Origin of the sequence: Streptomyces sp. NPDC014870, from assembly GCF_043081505.1 — a bacterium.
Classification (GTDB): Bacteria; Actinomycetota; Actinomycetes; order Streptomycetales; family Streptomycetaceae; genus Streptomyces.
Genome location: NZ_JBIBWQ010000012.1, coordinates 52965 through 69354 on the forward strand (window position 1 = coordinate 52965; position 16390 = coordinate 69354).

Annotated in this window: 18 protein-coding genes and 1 tRNA gene; 13 read left to right on the forward strand and 6 right to left on the reverse strand. The window is 72.1% G+C overall.

Features of this window, described 5'->3' with window-relative positions; genetic code table 11:
* Positions 1 to 167 precede the first annotated feature (167 nt).
* From ACF09C_RS30480 to ACF09C_RS30520, 9 genes are all read left to right on the forward strand, one after another.
* A complete protein-coding gene (locus ACF09C_RS30480) occupies positions 168 to 764 on the forward strand; it encodes a hypothetical protein (RefSeq protein ID WP_392096163.1) in 597 nt (198 codons plus the stop codon).
* Complete coding sequence (locus ACF09C_RS30485) at positions 761 to 1813, forward strand: DNA cytosine methyltransferase (protein WP_392096164.1); 1053 nt, start codon at positions 761 to 763, stop codon at positions 1811 to 1813. The genes ACF09C_RS30480 and ACF09C_RS30485 overlap by 4 nt, the downstream gene beginning before the upstream one ends.
* A gap of 284 nt (positions 1814 to 2097) precedes the next feature.
* Complete coding sequence (locus ACF09C_RS30490) at positions 2098 to 2286, forward strand: hypothetical protein (protein WP_392096165.1); 189 nt, start codon at positions 2098 to 2100, stop codon at positions 2284 to 2286.
* Positions 2287 to 2295: 9 nt separating this feature from the next.
* Positions 2296 to 2628: a hypothetical protein gene (locus tag ACF09C_RS30495; protein WP_392096167.1), complete on the forward strand. Its 333-nt coding sequence runs from the start codon at positions 2296 to 2298 to the stop codon at positions 2626 to 2628.
* An 85-nt stretch (positions 2629 to 2713) separates the two neighbouring features.
* The gene (locus tag ACF09C_RS30500; RefSeq protein ID WP_392096168.1) at positions 2714 to 3610 is read left to right on the forward strand and encodes a DNA primase; all 897 of its coding nucleotides are present in this window, start codon (positions 2714 to 2716) and stop codon (positions 3608 to 3610) included.
* Positions 3607 to 3825, forward strand: coding sequence for a hypothetical protein (locus ACF09C_RS30505; protein ID WP_392096170.1), 219 nt, complete (start codon positions 3607 to 3609; stop codon positions 3823 to 3825). The genes ACF09C_RS30500 and ACF09C_RS30505 overlap by 4 nt, the downstream gene beginning before the upstream one ends.
* Positions 3822 to 5210 (forward strand): phage/plasmid primase, P4 family, encoded by a 1389-nt coding sequence (locus ACF09C_RS30510; RefSeq protein WP_392096172.1) that lies wholly within the window; start codon positions 3822 to 3824, stop codon positions 5208 to 5210. The genes ACF09C_RS30505 and ACF09C_RS30510 overlap by 4 nt, the downstream gene beginning before the upstream one ends.
* 82 nt (positions 5211 to 5292) lie before the next feature.
* Positions 5293 to 5490, forward strand: a complete 198-nt coding sequence (locus ACF09C_RS30515) for a helix-turn-helix domain-containing protein (protein WP_392096173.1) — start codon at positions 5293 to 5295, stop codon at positions 5488 to 5490.
* Complete coding sequence (locus tag ACF09C_RS30520; RefSeq protein ID WP_392096175.1) at positions 5490 to 6635, forward strand: tyrosine-type recombinase/integrase; 1146 nt, start codon at positions 5490 to 5492, stop codon at positions 6633 to 6635. The genes ACF09C_RS30515 and ACF09C_RS30520 overlap by 1 nt, the downstream gene beginning before the upstream one ends.
* 52 nt (positions 6636 to 6687) lie before the next feature.
* Here ACF09C_RS30520 and ACF09C_RS30525 read toward each other — a convergent pair whose 3' ends face one another.
* Positions 6688 to 6861 (reverse strand): hypothetical protein, encoded by a 174-nt coding sequence (locus ACF09C_RS30525; protein ID WP_392096177.1) that lies wholly within the window; start codon positions 6859 to 6861, stop codon positions 6688 to 6690.
* 503 nt (positions 6862 to 7364) lie between these two features.
* Positions 7365 to 7439: transfer RNA gene (locus ACF09C_RS30530), tRNA-Val, on the reverse strand.
* Positions 7440 to 7586: 147 nt separating this feature from the next.
* Between ACF09C_RS30530 and ACF09C_RS30535 the strand changes: the two genes are divergently transcribed.
* The 3 genes from ACF09C_RS30535 to ACF09C_RS30545 all read left to right on the forward strand — a co-directional run bounded on the left by ACF09C_RS30535 (position 7587) and on the right by ACF09C_RS30545 (position 10121).
* The gene (locus ACF09C_RS30535) at positions 7587 to 8366 is read left to right on the forward strand and encodes a DUF4097 family beta strand repeat-containing protein (protein WP_392096531.1); all 780 of its coding nucleotides are present in this window, start codon (positions 7587 to 7589) and stop codon (positions 8364 to 8366) included.
* A gap of 182 nt (positions 8367 to 8548) precedes the next feature.
* Positions 8549 to 9880 (forward strand): hypothetical protein, encoded by a 1332-nt coding sequence (locus ACF09C_RS30540; protein WP_392096533.1) that lies wholly within the window; start codon positions 8549 to 8551, stop codon positions 9878 to 9880.
* A gap of 10 nt (positions 9881 to 9890) precedes the next feature.
* Positions 9891 to 10121 carry a zinc ribbon domain-containing protein gene (locus ACF09C_RS30545; protein WP_392096179.1) on the forward strand — a complete coding sequence of 77 codons (231 nt, stop codon included), beginning with the start codon at positions 9891 to 9893 and terminating at the stop codon, positions 10119 to 10121.
* 107 nt (positions 10122 to 10228) lie between these two features.
* On the opposite strand, the gene ACF09C_RS30550 is transcribed toward ACF09C_RS30545, so the two are convergent.
* Both ACF09C_RS30550 and ACF09C_RS30555 read right to left on the reverse strand, forming a co-directional pair.
* On the reverse strand, positions 10229 to 10876 hold the full coding sequence (locus ACF09C_RS30550) for a response regulator (RefSeq protein WP_392096180.1): 648 nt from the start codon (positions 10874 to 10876) through the stop codon (positions 10229 to 10231).
* A complete protein-coding gene (locus tag ACF09C_RS30555; protein WP_392096535.1) occupies positions 10867 to 12051 on the reverse strand; it encodes a sensor histidine kinase in 1185 nt (394 codons plus the stop codon). Before ACF09C_RS30555 ends, ACF09C_RS30550 begins: the two co-directional genes overlap by 10 nt.
* Positions 12052 to 12354: 303 nt before the next feature.
* Here ACF09C_RS30555 and ACF09C_RS30560 point away from each other — a divergent pair, with 303 nt between their 5' ends.
* The gene (locus tag ACF09C_RS30560; protein WP_392096181.1) at positions 12355 to 12972 is read left to right on the forward strand and encodes a DedA family protein; all 618 of its coding nucleotides are present in this window, start codon (positions 12355 to 12357) and stop codon (positions 12970 to 12972) included.
* Here the strand turns inward: ACF09C_RS30560 and ACF09C_RS30565 are convergent.
* Entirely contained in the window at positions 12935 to 13807 is an 873-nt protein-coding gene (locus tag ACF09C_RS30565; RefSeq protein ID WP_392096536.1) for an HAD family hydrolase, read from the reverse strand. The genes ACF09C_RS30560 and ACF09C_RS30565 overlap by 38 nt on opposite strands.
* 20 nt (positions 13808 to 13827) lie before the next feature.
* Positions 13828 to 16365, reverse strand: coding sequence for a phosphoribosyltransferase (locus ACF09C_RS30570; protein ID WP_392096538.1), 2538 nt, complete (start codon positions 16363 to 16365; stop codon positions 13828 to 13830).
* Positions 16366 to 16390: the final 25 nt, after the last annotated feature.

Here is a 16390-nt window from a genome sequence, read left to right on the forward strand (position 1 = left end):
CGGGCTCCGTCCTGGACGCGGGCCCCGAGTCCCGGACGCCTCGCATCCGGGACGAGCCCGGATCCGTCCGGGATGCACGCCGCTCTGACCTGCAACGACGCGCGCCCGTCCGGGCTGTGTCCAGGTCTCCATCCAAGCCCAAACCGGCATATAAGGAGTCAGGCACTGTGACTGCCCAGCCCCTCATCGCCCCCGCCCTCCCGGCCCCCGAACTCGCTGACGAGGCCGCGCTTCTGGTCCGCGAGATCGAGCAGTACCTCACCGCTCGCGTCCGTACGACCGCCCATCCGCTCGTCACCAAGACCACCGCCGAACTCGTTGCCGAAGCCCTCGGCATCACCCAAGCTGCCGCCTCGTTACCGGTCCTCACGGCCCCGTCCCGCGTGCTGCGGCTCCTGCCCGACTGGGTGCTCAACTTCCCCGTGCTCCGTCAGCTCCACGGTGGCGGACGGCAGATCAGCGTGGCTGAGCACCTGGAGCTCACCGCCCTGGTCATCGAGCGCTACGGCTGGCACCGCGGCGCCCTCCGCTCCACCTCCGGGCGCCGCTGCATCCTCGGCGCCCAAGGCGTCCTCTTCCGACTCGGCTACGGCGACGAGCACACCGCCATCGCCGCCGGCCACCGCCTCCAGACCGCCCTCGCCCAGCGTGGGATCACCGAGCCCTACCACCGCTGGAACGACGCCACCGGCCGCACCCGCGCCGAAGTCCTCACCCTCGTCCGCACCGCCGCCGCCCACGCCCGCCAGGCGGACCGCTCGTGACCGGCGGCCTGCGGATCGGATCTCTGTGCACCGGCTACGGCGGCCTGGACATGGCCGTCCAGACCGTCCTCGGAGGCTCGCTCGCCTGGGTCTCCGACCTCGACCCCGGAGCCACCCGGATCCTGGCCCACCACCACCCCCGGGTGCCGAACCTGGGCGACCTCACCACCGCCGACTGGAGCCGGGTTGAGCCGGTCGACATCGTCTGCGGCGGCTACCCCTGCCAGCCCTTCTCCACCGCCGGGAAACGGAAAGGAACCGCCGATGAGCGGCACATCTGGCCGTCGATCGCCAACGCCCTTCGCGTACTACGACCCCGGTACGCGGTCTTTGAAAACGTCGCAGGGCACGTTCGACTTGGGTTTGCCGACGTCCTCGCCGACCTTGCCCGCCTCGGGTTCGATGCGCAGTGGTGCCTTGTACGCGCATCGGAGATCGACGCTCCCCACCAACGCCAGCGCCTCTTCCTCCTCGCCACTGCTCAAGACACCCACCGCGAACCTGGCCATCAACGGCGGCTCACAGCACCCCGACAAGCGGAAGACCGGGGGGCACGGACCGACGCTGGCGGACGAGGTGGAGCACCTGTTGCCCACGCCGACGGCCACGCCTTACGGGACCAACCAGTCACCGAGCCCGGGCGCGGCGGTACGCCCGTCGCTGAACTCGCTGGCCCCAAGGCTCCTGCCGACACCGACCGCAACCGACGCGAAGAGCAGCAGCGGCGCGAATCCGGCCTGGGGGCATGGAGAAACCCTGACGGACGCGGCGCGGAGTGTTGGCGCCGTTTCGCCCCTGCTATCGCCCGCTGGGAGGCCGTCCTCGGACGACGTGCCCCATGGGCAACTGACGATCGAGGTCGCCTGAACCCCGAATTCGTCGAATGGCTCATGGGCCTGCCCGCCGGCCACGTCACCGACGTGCCCGACCTGACCCGCGCCCAGCAGCTCAAAGCCCTCGGCAACGGCGTCGTGCCCCAGCAGGCCGAAGCCGCGCTCCGCGTCCTGCTCGACCGCGCCGAACCGGTCGACACGCCTATGGCGGCCTGACCAGGCCCGTCAGGCGCTGGCGCCCTCCCCGACCACCTCGACGATCCGCGAGATCCACTTCCGGGTCTGATGCCACCGGTTGCAGTACCGGCGCGAACGCCACCACGACCGGTACACGACCGGCTGCCTGCACCACTTGCACGGCTTCACACGCCCCTGAGCCCCCATGCCCGCGACTCTAGCCGCCGTCGCCAGCAGGGAAGAACCCACCCTTCCGGACCGGGACCAGCACGGATGCCGGGCAAGCACCTTCACCTCTCACAGCCACCGAAAGGAGATCCGCCGTGGCCATAACCGTCTCGCTCGTCGCCCTCTTCGGGCTCGTCCTGTACTTCCTCCTCCGCTCCGGAAGCCTCACCTACGGGGCCGCGTTCACCGCCGCCGGCTTCGGGTTCTTCCTCGCCTCCACCGGCGCCGCCACCCCCATCAACCAGCTCACCAACAGCGTCATCGACGCCCTCTCCAACCTCTGAGGAGCCCCCATGAACCCCAACCCCGCCACCGACCACAGCCCCGCACCGGAGCCCGAGTGGCCCACGCCGGAAACGGCATACGCCAAGGCACCGAGCATCATCCGGGAGATCGGCTGGGTGGCCCGGACCGCCGCCGATCGCCCGTTCGGCACCGAAGCCAGCCGGGAGTTCTGGCTCCGCAAGGCCGCGCTCCTCGACCGCATCGCCATCGACGACGAGAAGGCGGCCGCGGACGCGACCCGCGCCGCCCACCGGCTCATGGACGTCGACGGCGCCACGGTCATCTACGCCCCGCGCTACTACGTCCGCCAGCAGTACGCCCGCTGGTCCGCCCACTCCTAGCTACGCCGAGGGCGGCCCCCGTCTCGCCAAAGCCTGGGGCCGCCCTCGCCTACCAGCACCTTCAACAGAACTGGAGACACCCAGCATGACCCATCCGACGTCGATCCGGCGAGACAGCCATCGCCTCGCCACCGCCCTGTACCTCGCCGCGGGCATGATGCCGGTGCTGCCCCTGCGGGCAGGGAAGGGCCCCTTCGGTAACTGCCCCGACTGCGCCAACAACGCGTGCGGCGGCCGGCCGAACATGAAGACCCCCGGACCCTGCACCTGCCCGCGCCCCTGCCACGGCTGGGCCGCCGCCACCACCGACCCAGCCGTCATCACCTCGCCCGCCTGGACCCGCGCCTGGGAACAGGCCGAGACCGTCGCCTACCACCCGGGCGGAGCCGGGGTGACCGTGGTCGACCTCGACGACGCCGACGCCGTCACCTGGGCCCGCACCACCCTGCCACCGACCCGCACCATCCCCACCACGCGCGGCGAGCACTGGGTCTACCGAGGAGCGATGCGCTCCGCCAACCACGTCCGGCCCGGCGTCGACATCAAGTCCCTCATGTCTTACGCCCGTTGGCTCGGCCCCGGGATCGGCGACATGGCGGTGCGCCCGCCAGCCGTCCTCGCGCTCGTCGAGAGGGAAGAGACCACTCGGCCCGGCGAGGCGGTGGACTCTTCCTCGGTGACCCTCGCCCGGTGGGGCCGGAGCGTGGCCACCGGCTGCCGCCACACCGAGACCTACGTCCGCACCGGCCTGGACAACGGCATTGCCCACATCAAGGGCCAGCCCGACAAGGGCGCCGGCACCGCCGCCTACGGGGCCGCTCGGTTCCTCGCCTGCCGGCACGCCGCCTGTCCCGGCCCGTGCGGGCTGGACAGCCTCGCCGAGGAGCTGATCGCCGCCGCCGTCGCGGTAGGGGTGCCCGCCTCGTACGCGCGGCGCTGCGTCACCAACGGCATGAACTCCGCACTGGGAGCTGTCGCATGACAGCCGGGTCCACCAGTTCAGGTGAGCCTCGGATCGTCGCTCTGCTCCGGGTCTCCGCGCCCGGACGGGACACGACGCCCTCGGTGCGCTCGTGGTGCTCCTGCGGGCGGGACCTGGTGGCCTTTGGTCAGCGGAAGGCCGCCGCACTCATCGCTGACCACACCCGCCACCGCACCGCCTGCCCGCTGCTGACCGAGGGGAAGGAAGCCGCGTGACCAGCACGGAAGAGCTGCCCTCGCCGTCCAACCCGATGGCCGTCGCCCGAAAGCTCGTACCCGCCTGGCACACCGAGGAAGGAGATCTTCGTCTGAGGCGCTGGCGCGGGTCCTGGATGCGATGGACCGGGACGTGCTGGCGGGAGCAAGACGAACAGCAGATGCGTGCCAGGCTCTACCGGCGCCTGGAGCACACCACGTTCTCGGCCGGCGTCGACAAGAACGGGCTGCCGGAGGTCCGGGCATGGGCGCCGACAAAGACGAAGATCAGCAACCTTCTCGACGCCCTCAGCGCCATCACCTTCCTGCCCACCGACACCGACGCCCCCGCCTGGATCGACGGCGAGAGCGGCAAGCACGACACCAGCCCGATCGTCGCCTGCCGCAACGGGCTCCTGCGCATCCGGGACCGGAAGCTGCTCCCGCACAGCCCCAGCTTCTTCAACCTCGTCTCCGTCCCGTACGACTACGACCCCAACGCGACCGCCCCCGCCTGGGAGACGTTCCTCAACGGCATCTGGCCGGACGACCCAGAGTCCATCGCCGCCGTTCAGGAGTGGTTCGGCTACGTCCTCTCCGGGCGCACCGACCAGCAGAAGATCCTGCTCATGAAGGGCCCGACCCGCTCCGGCAAGGGCACCATCGCGCGCATCCTCAAGGAGCTCGTCGGCAAGGAGAACCTTGCAGGCCCCACGCTCGCCGGTCTGGGGACGAACTTCGGGCTCTCCACCCTCGTGGGCAAACCCCTCGCCGTCATCTCCGACGCTCGCCTATCCGCCGACGGCGGCCAGGTCGTCGAGCGGCTGCTGACCATTTCCGGCGAGGACACCATCGACATCGACCGGAAGTACCGCGAGCCCTGGACCGGCAAGCTCCCCACGCGGCTCATGGTCCTGACCAACGAGCTGCCGAACTTCGGCGACTCCTCCGGCGTCATCGCCCGCCGGTTCATCGTCCTCAACATGACCGTCTCCTGGCTCGGCAAGGAGGACACCGCGCTCACCAGCAAGCTCGCCGCCGAGATGCCCGGCATCATCAACTGGGCCCTCGACGGCCTCGCCCGCCTGGAGCGCACCGGCAGGATCACCGAGCCCGCCTCCTCACAGGACGCTGTCATGACGATGCAGGACACCGCCTCGCCCACCTCCGCGTTCGTCCGCGAGCGCTGCACCACCGGCCCTGCGCACGAAGTCCCCGTGGACGTCCTGTGGACCGCCTGGCGCGAGTGGGCCGAGGACAACGGCGTGAAGGCCATCGGGAGTAAGCAGCTTTTCGGCCGCAACCTGCTCTCCGTCGTCCCTCAGCTCCACCGCACCCGGCCCCGCGACGCCTACGGCCGCCAGGTGGCCAAATACTCCGGAATCACCCTCAACCCGACTTCCTGAGCCGCTTTGAGTCGCTTGAGTCGCGACTCCTCGCAATGTCACTCCAACTTTTTCGCCCCAGCAGGGGCCGAGGAGGCTTGCTTTGACGACCCCGATCCCGACCAGCCACACCGCGGTGACCGTCCCCGAGGCCATGGCCGCCCTGAAGTACAGCCGCAGCAAGGTCTACGACCTGATCCGCTCCCGTGCCCTGCCCAGCTACACCGAGGGTCGCTGCCGCCGCATCCCCCTCGACGCGCTTCGCACCTACATGAACAGCCGCTTGGAGGACGCCGCCTGATGGCACGCAAGAGGAATCCGAACGGCGCTGGCAGTATCTGGCAGCGCAAGGACGGGCGTTACGAGGCCCGTGTGTACGTCCCGCAGCCCGACGGCACGCGGAAGAGGAAGACGGTGTACGGGGCCACGTGGGAGGAGTGCGACGCCAAGCGGCAGGAGCTCGTCCGGCGGGACCGGCAGGGCATCCCGACCCCGACCCGCTCGGCCAAGCTCTCCGAGTGGCTGCCGTACTGGTTGGACCACTTCGTCAAGGACGACCGCAAGAAGACGACGTACGCGAAGTACGAGACCCACGTCCGCCTGTACCTGATCCCCAACCTCGGAACGAAGCGCCTGGAGACCCTGGGGGCGGCCGACGTACGCCGCATGCTCGCCGCCATCTCGGCCCAGGCGTCTCCGGCCACGGCCAAGGAGTCACACCGGGTCCTGCGCAGCGCGCTGAGCGCCGCCTGCCGGGAGGAGCTCATCAGCCGCAACGTGGTCAAGCTCGTGCCGGCCCCGCGGGTGGAGCAGCGGGAGCTGATGCCGTGGGACCTGGAAATGACGACGGCCTTCCTGGAGGCGGCGAGGGGAGACGCGCTGTACGCCGCGTTCGTCCTCGCCGTCGCCCTCGGGCTGCGCCGCGGGGAGGTACTCGGGCTGCGCTGGTCGGACATCGACCTGGAGCGCCGCACCCTCACCGTGCGGAACCAGATCCAGCGGGTGCAGAACGAGCTGTACGCGGACTCCACGAAGAACCGCCGGAGCCGCGTCATCCCTCTCCCCCTCATGTGCGTACCGGCGCTGCGCTGGCAGCGTCTCCGGCAGGGGGCACAGCGGCTCGCCGCCGCGCAGGACTGGCAGGACAGTGACTACGTATTCACGACCCGCACCGGTCGCACGGTCGAGCCGATGAACCTCAGCCGCTCTTTCCAGCGCATCACGGAGGCGGCGGGGCTCCCCCGGATCCGGCTGCACGACGCCCGGCACGGGTGCGCCACGCTCCTCTTCGCCGCCGGGGTGCCGGCGCGGGTCGTGATGGAGATCCTGGGGCACTCGCAGATCGCAGTCACGATGAACATCTACACGCACGTCTCCGACGAGCGTCGGAGGGAAGCGATGGGACACATGGACCGACTGCTACGGCGGCGCCAGCCGCGGAAATGAGCTAGCGAAGTGGCCCCTGCGGGGAAGACCTGCGGGGGCCATCCAATCGGGCTCAGCGCCCTTCCAGGACTCCATCTGCAGCATCCAACGACCTTCTTGCCAGCTCTTCGAAGCGGTCCAAAGACTCTCGGACAAGGTCGCCCAGCGCCACCACGTCCTGACCTTCCAAGTGATCCAGTTCGGGGTGGGCATGCTGTAGCTCGTGACCTGAATTGAGGAGGATCATCGCCCCTCCCCACTCCGCGCACAAACTCGTCAGAGCATGGGCGGCGGCGGCTACATCTGCCGGGCCTTCAAGGCTTACTGCGCTTGCCGCAGCCGACAGTGCCGATAGTGGGCTGTCAGGAAGGTCGCTGCTCGCGAACCTGTGGCCCGCCTGCATGGCGCGGGCCGCCGGCCCGTGAGTGGCGTAAATCCCATTCGCCACCGTCAGTAGGTTGCTGTAGGCGTCGCGCCGCACCTGACGGCGCCAGTGAGTGTGCTGCGCCCGCCCCTGGCTACGTCCAGTTATGAGTGCTGACGCGATAGCACCCGCAGCCCCGACGGCCGCTCCCAATACGCCTGCACAGGCGCCCACAAGCGCCACGCCCCCTGCGTCCATGGAGTAATGATGGAGCCCACGGACTCGCTGCCGGAGGCTAACGGGAGAACTTGGGGTCTTCCCGGCCGGTTGCCGTCAATCACTACCGTCAAAGGCCCCCGCAGCATGAGCTGCGGGGGCCTTTGTGCTGGTGGGCGCGGACGGTTTCGAACCGCCGACATCTGCTTTGTAAGAGCAGCGCTCTACCCCTGAGCTACGCACCCGTGGAGTGAGGCAACAGCGTACATGGCCCATGGGTGGGTCCCGCAAACCGGTTGTTCACGGGGGATAGCCCCACCATCGAGGGGGTGGGTCGCCGGATCGTGCGGGGTGGGGGGCGGTGCGTAGGTTGGGTGGGTCAGGTCGTCGGGCTGGGGGTTGTCGTGGGTGGTCGTCGGGGGTTTCGGGTGCGGGCGGCGGTCGGGGCCGGGGTGGTCGTGCTGGGGGTTGCCGGGTGCGGGGGTGCCGAGGTGGACGGGGCTCCCGTCGAGAAGAAGAGCTTCGCCTTCTCCGGGGACACGCTCGTCGTCGACTCCGACGACTCCGAGCTGGAGATCGAGCCCGCCGACATCAAGGACGTACGGGTCAGCCGGCAGGTCGACGGGTGGGTGTTCCTGGGCGACGGGCCCGAGGCGACGTGGGGGCTCAAGGACGGGCGGCTCACGCTGCGGGTCGAGTGTGATGCCGTTGCCTCTGACTGTGAGTCCGTTCATCGGATCCAGGTGCCGCGGGGCGTCGCCGTCACCGTGGAGGACGACAACGGGCAGGTGACGGCCTCGGGGTTCGACACGGACCTGAAGGTACGGTCCGACAACGGCGCCGTCCTCGTCCGGGGATCCTCCGGGGCCCTCGATCTGACCAGCAGCAACGGCGAGGTCGTCGTCGAGGGCGGCACCACCTCCGGGCAGGTCGTCGCCCGCTCCGACAACGGGGCCGTGCGCATCGTGCTCGACGCCGTGCCCTCGAAGGTCGAGGCCTTCAGTGACAACGGGGAGGTCGATATCGTGCTGCCGTCTTCCGCCGGCTACGACGTCGACGGGCGCAGCGACAACGGGAGCGTCCGGGTCGACGTGCCGACCCGGAAGGGCAGCCCCCATGTCGTGACCGCCCGCAGCGACAACGGGGAAGTCGTCGTCCGCAGCGCGAACTGACGGGCTCGTGTGTTCGTCCTTACCTGGTGGGAGAATGAACCCGGACCGGGGCAGGGCGGACGACAGCGCGGGAGAGGGACGTGGCGGCGACTCACCGTAGGGGTACATCCACGAGCGCCGTGACCTCGGGGGCCGGTGGGGGCAGGGGCCGGAGGGCCGCACCCCCGCTCGCGGGTGGGGGCCTGGGGGCCGCGTCGCTTGCCCTCGTGCTCCCCCTGCTCGTGCTGGGGCTGCTGCCCGCCGCCTTCGCCAGTGGGGGCAACCGGCGCTGGTTCGGCGGGCGCGGGGAGAGTCAGCGGGCCGAGGCGCAGGCCGCCAAGGACGACGCCGCCGCCGCGTTCTACGAGCTGGACACCGCCCAGCGCGATCTGCGGATCTCGATCGAGACGATCACCGCCGTCGACGACTCTCCCGGCGCCCGCCGGGCCGTCGACGGCTTCGCCGCCCTCGGCCGGCGCATCGACGACGTCAGCCACGCCTACATCACCGCGGTCGACGCCCACGACCTCGACCGTGACGAGCTCGACGCGGCCACCGCCAACCGCGCCCGCACGGAGCTGACCCGTGCCAAGGAGGAGCTCGTACGGGTCAAGGGCGAGCTCGACCGGTTCGAGCAAGGACTTCGGCCGCTCCTCGACACGGCCGAGACCCAGCTCGCCCGGCTCGCCCCCGCCGTCGAGCGGGCACGACAGGCGCTGCGGGCCGCGAGCACCGCGCTGGACACCGCCCGCGAGGCCGGGCTCCGCGCCGACGACCTCGCCACCCGGCTCGCCCGCCTCGGCCCCGAGCTGACCCGGCTCAACGAGGGCGCCGGCCGCCACGGCGTCGCCGACACCCTCCAGCGCGCCGACCGCGTCCTGCGCGACGCCGAGGCCGTCCGCACCGAGGCCGAGCGGCTCCCCGAGCGGGCCGCCGAGACCGGCAAGCGCCTCGTCTCCCTCCGTACCCGCGCCGAGGCGCTCACCACCCGGGCCGGTGGCGTCGAACCCGTCCTCTCCGAACTCCGCCGCCGCTTCTCCGCCGCCTGCTGGCAGGACCTGCAGCACGTGCCCGACCAGGCCGCCGAGACGGTCCGCAAGGCCGAGGAGAAGCTCACCGAGGCCGCCAAGGCCCGCGACGAGCAGCGGTGGCCGGACGCCACCAGTCTCCTCGCCACCGCCCGGGCCCTGCTGAACTCCACCGACGAGGCCGTCTCCGCCGCCGGCGACCGGCTGCGCCGTCTGAACGCCGTCGCCAAGGACCCGAAGGCCGAGATCGACCGCGCCCGCTTCGCCGTCCGCGACGCCCAGCGCCTCGCCATGGCGGGCCGGAACACCCCCGACCCCCGCCACGCGCGTCCCCTCGACGACGCCGTCGCACGGCTCGACCGGGCCGTTCACTCCCTGGAGGAAGGCCGCCACCCGGACTACTGGCACTTCCTCACCGAGCTGGAGGCCATCCGTGCCTCCGCCGCGCACGTCGTCGAGCAGATCCGCGAGGACCGGGGCGGTGGCCAGGGCGGCGGGCACCGCTAACCTCGTCCCCATGCCTCGTTACGAGTACCGCTGCCGCTCCTGCGGAGACACCTTCGAGCTCAACCGGCCCATGGCCGAGTCCTCCGCCCCCGCGTCCTGCCCGGCCGGGCACGAGGACACCGTCAAGCTGCTGTCCGCCGTCGCCGTCGGCGGGACCGCCCAGCCGACGGCCAATGGTGGTGGGAGTGGGGGTAGCGGTGGCGGTGGCGGTGGGTGCTGCGGGGGTGGGTGCTGCGGATAGGGGTACCTCCGGGGTGCCTCCGGCCGATAGGCGGGTGCTGCGGATGGGGGTGCCTCCCGTCGACAGGCGGGATGCTGCGGATCGGGGCGCCTCCCGCCGGCACGTCCTCAGCTGCCCAGGTAGCGCAGGACCGCGAGGACCCGCCTGCTGTACCCCTCGCCCCGGCCCGTCAGCTCCAGCTTGTCGAAGATCGCGTTGATGTGTTTCTCCACCGCGCTCCGCGACACGTGCAGCCGGCCGGCGATCGCCGCGTTCGTGTGCCCCTGCGCCATCGCCGCGAGCACCTCGCCCTCCCGGGGCGTCAGCCGGGCCAGCGGATCGGTGTGCGAGGTGCGGACGAGCAGTCTGCGGACGACCTCCGGGTCGAACGCCGTCCGCCCCTCGCCGACCCGTTCCAGGGCGTCCAGGAACTCGTCCACCTGCGCCACCCGGTCCTTGAGCAGATAGCCGACCGCGCCCGACTCGCCGGTCAGCAGCTCGGTGGCGTACCGCCGCTCCACGTACTGCGACAGCACGAGCACCCCGACCCGCGGCAGCTCCCGCCTGATCTCCAGAGCCGCCCGCAGCCCCTCGTCGGTGTGCGTGGGCGGCATCCGGACGTCGGCGACGACCACGTCCGGCGGGTCCGCCCGGACCGCCGCGAGCAGTTCGGTCCCGGTGCCGACGGCCGACGTCACCTCGTGGCCCTCCTCGGCCAGGAGCCGTACGAGCCCCTCCCGCAGCAGCGTGGAGTCCTCCGCCAGGATCACGCGCACGGCAGGACCGCCCGTACGACCGTCGGCCCGCCCGCCGGGCTGTCCACCGCGAACCGCCCGTCCAGCGCCGCCGCCCGGCTCGCGAGCCCGCTCAGACCGCTGCCGGACGGGTCCGCCCCGCCCGCCCCGTCGTCCGCCACGCGTACGCTCAACTCATCACCCTCCAGGTTTACTTGCACGTCGATCCTCGTCGCGCCCGCGTGCTTGACCACATTGGTGACCGCTTCCGAGACGAGGAAGTACGCGACCGTCCGCACCGCCCTGGGAAGCGGCCGCTCCACGGTGTAGCCGAGGGCCACGGGCAGCGGGCTCCGTTCGGAGACCGCCTCCAGGGCCGCCCGCAGGCCGCCCTCGTCGAGGACGGCCGGGTGGACCCGCCAGGCCACCTCGCGCAGTTCGGCCAGCGCCCTACGGCTCTCCTCGTGGGCCTGGAGCAGGAGCGCGTCGGCGGCCTCGGGGTCCCGGGCCCGGAGGCGGCGGGCCCGGCCGAGGAGCATGCCGAGCGCCACGAGCCGCTGCTGGACGCCGTCGTGGAGGTCGCGCTCGATCCGCCGCCGCTCGTCGTGGACGACGTCCATCACCTCGGCCCGGCTCGTCGCGAGCTGGGCGATCCTGGCCTCCAGCGCGTCGGCGGGGCTGGGGCCGAGGAAGTGCCGGGCCAGCCTGTCCTCCAGGGCGATCACGCCCAGGGCGCCCTGGGCGGAGAGGAAGAGCAGGAAGAAGCCGCCGACGCCGCTGAGGGCGACGAGCCAGGGATGGTCGATGTCGGTGACCAGCCAGCCGAGGAAGCCGAAGAAGCCGAGGAGGAGGCCGTAGGCGGCGCAGCCGAGGACGACACCGCCGAGGAGCCCGACGGGCCAGCGTGCCGCGAGGTGGCGCAGGGCGGCACCCTCCTGGTGGACCGGCGGGACGCGCACGTCGAGAAGGCGGCCGAGGCGGGCCCGTTCGACGCGGGTGAGGGCGTGCGCGCATGCGGTGGCCGCGCGCAGTACGGCGCGCCTGCCGCGCGGCCAGGCGGACGCGGGCAGCAGGACGAGGCCGAAGAGGAGGCTGCCGAGCAGTTCGACGACGGCCGTCCCGGCCCCCGACGCGAGGCCGATCCCCCACCGGGTCCACCGGCCGATACGCGGCACGAGCCACCGCCACCCTCGTCGCCCCGCGACGCCCACACCCATGCCCACGCCCATGCCGATGCCCATGCCGATGCCCATGCCCGAACCCGTGCGCCCCCACCGCCCCGCGACACCCGCACCCGAACCCGTGCCCCGGCCCGCACCCGCGCCCACACCCCCACCCGCACCCCTGCGCCGCCACCGTGACCGGTCGCCGCTCTCCGCAGGCGTCGGGCAGCCCGGTTCGTTCGTCATGGGCCGTCACGCTAGCCCGGCGACGGTGCCGTGCGCACTGCGGAAAACCGCACCTTGTTGTGCGGTCGGCTGCAGTCCGCCGGGCCTGCCCCGATTCATAGCGTGGAAGCCATGGACGACTGGATCAACAGCCTCATGGACACGCTCGGCGCGCCCGGCGCCGGGATCGCCGTCGCACTGGAGAACCTCTTCCCGCCCATCCCGAGCGAGGTCATCCTGCCCCTCGCCGGTTTCGCCGCCGCCGGCGGCCGGATGGATCTGCTCGCCGCGCTGCTGTGGACCACGGCCGGCTCCGTCGTCGGCGCGCTCGCCCTCTACGGGGTCGGCGCGCTCCTCGGCCGCGAGCGGACCGTCGCGATCGCCGCCCGCCTGCCGCTGGTGAAGGTCTCGGACATCGAACGGACCGAGGCGTGGTTCGTCCGGCACGGGTCGAAGGCCGTGTTCTTCGGCCGGATGGTGCCGATCTTCCGCAGCCTCATCTCGGTGCCGGCCGGCGTGGAACGCATGCCGCTGCCGGCCTTCCTCGTGCTGACCGCCCTCGGCAGCGCGATCTGGAACACCACCTTCGTGCTCGCCGGATACGCGCTCGGTGACAACTGGGAACGGGTCACCGTGTACGTGTCCGTGTACGCGAAGGTGGTGCTCCTCGTCGCGGGCGCCTCGGTCCTGGCCTTCGTCGCGGCCCGGCTGCTCAGGTCTGGTCGGGGAGCGCGGCGGGGGAACCGTTGACGGCCTGCCCCGGCAGCGTGGCCGACGACGCCGCCCGGTGCTCGGCGACCGCCGTACGGAAGCGGCGGAGGATCTCCTCACCGGCCGCCACGCCCCGCTCGGCGAGCACATCGAGGTGCGGCACCGTCCAGGACGTGTCGGCCAGCTCGCCGTGGCCCGGGCGCCAGGCCCGGTCGGCGGCGAGCAGCAGGTCCGCGTCGAGGAGCGAGTCGCCGGCGGCCAGGACGAGGTCGGCGCCGCAGCGCCGGGCGACCTCGCGCATCGCCGCGCTCTTGGTGAGCGGCTTCGGCACCGCGTACACCTTGCGGCCCTGGAGCGAGACCGTCCAGCCGCGTTCGTCCGCCCACTCCTCGAAGCGCTTCAGCCACTCCTGCGGCATCCGCTCGCGCTCGACCACGAGGTACGCGAAGAGGTCCTCGGCGACCCGGTGCTTGCGCACCCAGGACAGGTCGGTGGTCGCGGTGAAGTAGGCGCGGATCTCGGAGAGCGGCGCGCACTCCTCGGCGAGCCGGCGCAGCACGGAGGCGTGCCAGTCGAGGTCGGCGACGCCGTCGACGAGGATGTGCCCGCCGTTGGCGCAGATCGCGTAGGCCGGCCGGCGGCCGGGGAGCTGGATGCGCTGGTACTGCTTGCGGGTGCGGGTCGTCGTGGGGACGAAGACGGCCTCGCCGGCCAGCCGCTCCAGGAGGCCGGCCGCCTCCTCGGTCAGGTACGAGAGCGGCTTCGACTCGTGCACCTCGACGCTGAGCAGCCGGGGCGCCTGCGCGTCCGGCATGCCGAGCGCGAGCGCGGCCGAGGAGTAGATCAGCGTGCGGTCGAGGTCGCTCGCGACCATCACCGTGCTGTTCACCGACGTCACTGCGAGACCACCGTCTTTCCGTCGGCGCCCGTGGCGCCCCTTGTGAACTGTGGATGGATCAGACCCACGCAGGTGTACGGCAGGCCGTCGACCTCCTCGACGGGGACTCCGCGCTGCTCGGCGAGGAGGCGTACGTGGGCGAGGTCGGCGCCGGCGCCGCGCTTCGCGAGGATCTTCCAGGGGACGCGGCGCAGCAGGACCCGGGTGGTCTCGCCGACGCCGGGCTTGACCAGGTTGACGTCGTGGATGCCGTACTCCTCGCTGATCCGCTCGACGGCCGCCCAGCCCTCCCAGGTGGGCGTGCGGTCGGCGGCGAGGAGTTCCTTGACCGCGGTGTCGACGTCCTCGGCGACCTCGTCGTAGTGGGCGGCGACGGTGTCGAGGAAGGCGCCCGAGACATCGGCGCCGGCCAGCTCGCGGTAGAACTTGCCGCCGTGGAAGTCGTCCGGGCCGACGAGGTCGGCGCGCAGGACGGTCCGCGATATCAGGCCGGACACGGTCGAGTTGAGGCAGGCGGAGGGGATGAGGAAGTCCTCGCGGGTGCCGTAGGTGCGGACGCAGGAGCCCGGGTCGGCGAGCACCGCGATCTCGGGGTCGAATCCGGGGAACGGGCGGAGCGCGTCGGCCAGTTCGCGGGTGATGGCGCCCTTGCCGGTCCAGCCGTCGACGAACACGACGTCGGCCGGGTCGTGGTGGGCGGCGAGCCAGCGCAGCGCGTTGGTGTCGATACCGCGGCCGCGCACGATGGAGACGGCGTAGTGGGGCAGGTCGAGGCCGTGCCGGGCCTGGGCCCAGCGGCGCATGAGGACGCCGACGGGGGTGCCGGCCCGGGCGAGGGAGACGAGCACGGGCGTGCCCTTCTTCTCGGCGAGGACGGTCTCGGTGACGGTGCCGACGGCGCGGGCGATCCGGGCGGCGCTGGTCTCCAGGGCGGCGTGGAACAGCTCCTGGTACTGGGGGCTGGGCTGGTACTCGACCGGCAGCGACTCGGCGTAGTGGGCGCCGCCGCTCTGGATCGCCTCCTCGCGCTCCTCGGTCGGGGCCTCGAGCTCGACGTCCGAGAGGTCCTGGAGCAGCCAGCCGACCTCCTCGGGGGCGTACGAGGAGAAGGCGGGGCCGCGGAGGGGCTCGGGCAGCATGGAGCTCCTTTCGGGAGCTTCGGAGGCTTGGGGAGCGTGGGGAGCTTGGGGGACGGTGACGTCCCGGGTGTCCCTGACGGGGGCGGACGCCGGTACGGACGCCGGTACGGGCGCCGGTACGTACGACGGGACCACCGCGAGCAGCACCCGCGGGATGTGGCCCGCGAGCTGGGCAAGCAGGCCGTCCGGGGCGTGCAGTGCCGGGGTGTCGGCGACCGAGTCGACGACAGCCACGACCGCGTCGAAGCCGGCGCCTGCGACGTTGTACGCGTACCGCTCGCCGGGGCCGTCGGCGGGCGAGTCGTGGGCGGGGAAGACGAGCCGGGTCCGTATCGCGTAGCCCGGGTCGTCGACGGCGAGGACGGGCGAGCGGGTGGTCGTGGAGTACGCGACGTCCCGTCCGGCGTCCTCCAGGGCGACGGCGAGCCGCAGCGGCGCGTACATCAGCTCCTCGAAGCCGAGGACGAGCACCCGGCGGGCGCCGCCGAGGGCCGCGTCCAGCCGTGCGGCCATCGTCGGCAGGGCCTCGTCGAGGGCGGCGGCGTGGTCCGCGCGGAAGCCGTGGCGGCCGCCGTCCGGGACGTCGACGGGCCACCCGAGCTCGACCCGCGTGGAGGCCGTGGAGGCAGCCGTGAAGGCCGTGGCCGTCCTGACGGGCGCGGTCCCTTGCGCCGCCCCTTGCGCGGACTCGTGCCCGGCCTCGTACGCGGCGACGAGTGCCTGGCCCTTCTCCAGGACGCCGTCCGGGAGCCGTACGGTGCCGGCCGCGCCGGTCACGAGGTCGACGCGGGCGCCGATCTCCTGGGCGAAGGCGGCCAGGCGGCCGAGGTCGGCGGCGGAGCGCATGTCGACGAGGGCGACGATCACGTACCGCTCGCGGGGGTAGCGCGCGTGCAGGTCGCGGATGGTGTTGAGGACCGTGTTGCCGGTGGAGAACTCGTCGTCGACGAGGACCAGCGTCCCCTCGCCCGCGAGCAGCTTCGGGTCCTCGGGGAGCAGCAGGTGGGAGGTGGCGTGCGAATGGGACTCCTCGAAGCCGCCCGCGCTCGGCACACCGTCGACGGGCCGCCGGGTGGAGTGCAGGTACGGGGCGTGGCCCAGGCCGTCCGCGACGGAGTGGCCGAGGCCGGTGGCCGTCTCCGCGTACCCGAGCACCACGGCCCGGGCCGCCTCCTCGTCGCCGAGCAGCTCGCGCACGCGCACACCGAGCGAGTGGCCGGAGCCGTGGACGACGCTCGGCCGCTGCGGCACGTGCTTGCCGAGCACGTTGGAGACCAGCAGGTGCGCCCGCCTGGGGTTGCGGCGCAGCGCGAGGCCCAGCATGTCCGGGAGCCGCTCGTCGCCCTCCAGTTCGACGCCGAGCCGCTCGGCGACCCACGTTCCCGACCACACCACGTTCCGGACCACGTTCCGGTTCACC

Coding starts and splice junctions, on each gene's coding strand:
- ACF09C_RS30495 (WP_392096167.1), top strand. CDS start 2,296: ATGAACCCCAACCCCGCCACCGACCACAGCCCCGCACCGGAGCCCGAG.
- ACF09C_RS30500 (WP_392096168.1), top strand. CDS start 2,714: ATGACCCATCCGACGTCGATCCGGCGAGACAGCCATCGCCTCGCCACC.
- ACF09C_RS30505 (WP_392096170.1), top strand. CDS start 3,607: ATGACAGCCGGGTCCACCAGTTCAGGTGAGCCTCGGATCGTCGCTCTG.
- ACF09C_RS30520 (WP_392096175.1), top strand. CDS start 5,490: ATGGCACGCAAGAGGAATCCGAACGGCGCTGGCAGTATCTGGCAGCGC.
- ACF09C_RS30525 (WP_392096177.1), bottom strand. CDS start 6,861: ATGATCCTCCTCAATTCAGGTCACGAGCTACAGCATGCCCACCCCGAA.
- ACF09C_RS30545 (WP_392096179.1), top strand. CDS start 9,891: ATGCCTCGTTACGAGTACCGCTGCCGCTCCTGCGGAGACACCTTCGAG.
- ACF09C_RS30555 (WP_392096535.1), bottom strand. CDS start 12,051: ATGGGTGTGGGCGTCGCGGGGCGACGAGGGTGGCGGTGGCTCGTGCCG.
- ACF09C_RS30560 (WP_392096181.1), top strand. CDS start 12,355: ATGGACGACTGGATCAACAGCCTCATGGACACGCTCGGCGCGCCCGGC.
- ACF09C_RS30565 (WP_392096536.1), bottom strand. CDS start 13,807: ATGGTCGCGAGCGACCTCGACCGCACGCTGATCTACTCCTCGGCCGCG.